A 3321-nucleotide genomic window follows, 5' to 3' on the forward strand; every position below is an offset into this window, starting at 1 on the left:
TCACCGACAGCGAATCGCCGCCCAGTTCGAAGAAGGTCTCGTTGCGGCCGATATGCGGCACGCCCCGCACGTCGCGCCAGATCGCCGCGATCTCCTCCTCGCGCGGCGACAGCGCCGCGCCGGCCGCGGGCACGGCGGGCCGCGCGGAGGTCGTGGGCGCGGCATCGGAATAGAGTTCGGTCAGGATCTGGCGCCGGACCTTGCCCGTCTCGGTACGCGGGATTTCAGGCACCTCGACCAGGCTCACGTCGGCAGCACCCAGCCCGAAGCCGGCGGCGATGCCGCGCGCGCGTTCGCGCAGGCGCGCCGCGTCGACGCCCGCCAGGTGCGCGACCATCACCGCCTCGCCGCGCAGCGGATCGCGCCGCCCGGCCACCGCGATCGCATGCGCGTCGCCATGCGCCTCGGCCAGCCGCTGCTCGAACAGTTCGGCCGGCACCTTGATCCCGCTGACGTTCAGCAGGTGGTCGGCGCGCCCCTTGAAATAGACATAGCCGTCGGCGTCGATCGCCCCCAGGTCGCTCGTCGTGAGCCAGCCGTCCGCGTCGGCGAACGGGGTTACGCCCGTCTCGGTCATGATCCCATCGGCGACGTGCGGCCCGCGCACCACGATCCGCCCTTCGTCGTCGATCCGGATCGCGTCCGGGCTCTCGGGCCGGCCGACGCTCTCCAGCGCGGTGCCGCTCGTCTCGCTCACCACCAGGAAGGTCGATCGCGAGGCTTCGGTGAGCCCGTAATGCTGGACGATGCGCGCGTTGGGGAACATCGCGCGGACCGCCTCCTTCTCGTCCGCGCTCATATACTGGCTGCCGATCTCGACCCACCGCAGCTTGGCCCCGCAGCTGACGAACAGGTCGCGCTGCTGGATCAGCAGGCGCAGCAGCGTCGGCACCGCCGACAGCGCGTTGACCTCGCCATCGGCCAGCATCGACGCGAATTCGTCGGGGCGGAAGCCGTTGGGGGGCAGGTACGCCCTGCCGCCCGCGACCGCGATCGCGCGCGCGCGCCCCAGCCCGAACGAGAAGGTGACGGGCACGCCCACATATTCGCGGATCGTGTCGTCGATCGCCATGATCGCGTTCAGCCGCCGCGTCACGTCGCTCAGCGCGCGCCGGCTCAGCAGCACGGGCTTCGGCGTGCCGGTCGTGCCCGAGGTGAAGCTGATCTGCGCGGGCGCGGGGTCGTCGTCCAGCGCGATCCGCTCGTCGAACCAGCCGCCGCCGGGCCGCACCGTCACCCGGTCGGTCACCGCCATGCCGGGCAGGGTCAGCGTCTCGGGCGTGTCGGTCGGCGCGATCACCGCATGCTCGCGCCAGGCGGCGAAGACGGTCCGCAGGTAATCCGGCGAACTGACCTTCTGCAGCGCGATCACCCGCGCCGTCGTTCCACCCGTCATCTTACCCCCGGAAAGGCCTGTTCGATCGCGCATGGTCCTACCCGTTTCGGCGGGCCCCGCCAACCGGCTTGCCGCATGTGCGAACGCCCCAAAACGGCTGTGGATAAGGCGCAAGTCAAGCCTAGACTTTGTGGCGGATGGGCGTAGCCTTACCCATATATCTTGTGTCGTTCCCGCCCTGTTCGCTTAGGGCCGCCGATTCGCTAAGGAGCCCGTTTCATGCCCCTCCTCCAGGCCTCCCGCGCCTACAAGCCGTTCGAATATCCGTGGGCCTACGAATATTGGAAGCGGCAGCAACAGCTCCACTGGCTGCCGGAGGAGGTGCCGCTGGGCGAGGATTGCCGCGACTGGGCGCAGAAGCTGACCGATCACGAGCGCAACCTGCTGACGCAGATCTTCCGCTTCTTCACGCAGGCGGATGTCGAGGTGCAGGATTGCTACCACGAAAAATACGGCCGCGTGTTCAAGCCGACCGAGGTCAAGATGATGCTGACCGCGTTCAGCAACATGGAAACGGTCCACATCGCGGCCTACAGCCACCTGCTCGACACGATCGGCATGCCCGAAAGCGAATATTCGGCCTTCCTCCAGTATAAGGAGATGAAGGACAAGCACGATTACCTGCAGCAGTTCGGCGTCGACAGCGACGAGGATATCGCCCGCACGCTCGCCATGTTCGGCGGCTTCACCGAAGGGCTGCAGCTCTTCGCCAGCTTCGCGATGCTGATGAACTTCCCGCGCTTCAACAAGATGAAGGGCATGGGCCAGATCGTCAGCTGGTCGGTGCGCGACGAGACGCTCCATTGCGAGGGCATCATCCGCCTGTTCCACGCTTTCTGCCAGGAACGCGGCTGCCTCACCCCCGCGGTGAAGCAGGATATCACCGACATGTGCCACAAGACGGTGCAGATCGAGGATGCGTTCATCGACCTGGTGTTCGAAATGGGCCCGGTCAATGGCATGACGCCGAAGGACATCAAGCGCTATGTCCGCTACATCGCCGACTGGCGCCTGGGCCAGCTCGGCCTCAAGCCGATCTACATGATCGAGGAACACCCCCTCCCCTGGCTCGCGCCCCTGCTCAACGGGGTCGAACACGCCAACTTCTTCGAAACCCGCGCGACCGAATATTCGAAGGCGGCGACGCGCGGCGAATGGAGCGACGTGTGGGACAGCTTCGACCGCCGCAAGGCCGCCAAGGCCGCGAGCGAAGCCGCGAATGAGGAGGACGGCGAAAGCGGCGGCCTGTTCGGCCCGACTGGGGTGGCGGCGGAGTAAGACGCCGCGCGCCCGGTCATCTGGCCGGCGATGACAACCGAACCGCAGAGTTCGTCCTTCCTGCAAAGGACGACGGTCAGCGCTTTCTCCCGTCATCCCTGCGCAGGCAGGGATCCATGTCTCGTGCGGTAGGCGATGATAGGCGGGGGCACGGTGGCTTAGCGGGCGGCACCACGCGACGCCCGAGCGATAGGCCCCTGCCTTCGCAGGGGCGACGGATCGTGGAGGCTTGTACGGCACGGCCCGCATGATAGCCTGACCGCATGGACTCCCGCGCCTGGGTTTACATCATGACCAACGGGCCGAGCGGGACGCTCTATATCGGGGTGACAAGCGACCTCGTCGCGCGCGTCGGTCAGCATCGGAACGGCACCGGCTCCGATTTCTGCCGCCGACACAAGCTCACGCAACTAATCTATACCGAGCCCCACGCCCGCATCGACGAAGCGATCGCGCGCGAAAAGGCACTCAAGGCCTGGAAGCGCGCCTGGAAACTCAACCTGATCGGCAAGGCCAACCCCGACTGGCGCGACCTGTGGGACATGATCAACCAGTGACGTCCCATCGATCGTCGTCCCTGCGCAGGCAGGGACCCATGTCTATCGCGGCGCGCGCCGGCCGGCGTGAGGCGCGGTGGCCCCAATCAG

General features: G+C 67.0%; 3 protein-coding genes. 2 read left to right on the plus strand and 1 reads right to left on the minus strand.

Going from position 1 to position 3321, the window contains the following annotated elements; genetic code table 11:
• The coding region (locus tag ACOJSF_RS11290) for an AMP-binding protein (RefSeq protein ID WP_420142298.1) at nt 1-1396 on the minus strand (1396 nt) is incomplete at its 3' end.
• Nucleotides 1397-1615: 219 nt separating this feature from the next.
• Between ACOJSF_RS11290 and ACOJSF_RS11295 the strand changes: the two genes are divergently transcribed.
• Together ACOJSF_RS11295 and ACOJSF_RS11300 are read left to right on the plus strand one after the other, a co-directional pair.
• Entirely contained in the window at nt 1616-2674 is a 1059-nt protein-coding gene (locus tag ACOJSF_RS11295; RefSeq protein ID WP_420142299.1) for a ribonucleotide-diphosphate reductase subunit beta, read from the plus strand.
• A gap of 263 nt (nt 2675-2937) precedes the next feature.
• Complete coding sequence (locus ACOJSF_RS11300) at nt 2938-3231, plus strand: GIY-YIG nuclease family protein (protein WP_420142300.1); 294 nt, start codon at nt 2938-2940, stop codon at nt 3229-3231.
• The last annotated feature ends 90 nt before the right edge of the window (nt 3232-3321 follow it).

The organism is Sphingomonas sp. (genome assembly GCF_048594985.1).
In the GTDB taxonomy this organism is placed as follows: Bacteria; Pseudomonadota; Alphaproteobacteria; order Sphingomonadales; family Sphingomonadaceae; genus Sphingomonas_I.

Excerpts from the sequence above, each read along its gene's own strand:
- ACOJSF_RS11295 (WP_420142299.1), top strand. The coding sequence starts at position 1,616 with ATGCCCCTCCTCCAGGCCTCCCGCGCCTACAAGCCGTTCGAATATCCG.
- ACOJSF_RS11300 (WP_420142300.1), top strand. The coding sequence starts at position 2,938 with ATGGACTCCCGCGCCTGGGTTTACATCATGACCAACGGGCCGAGCGGG.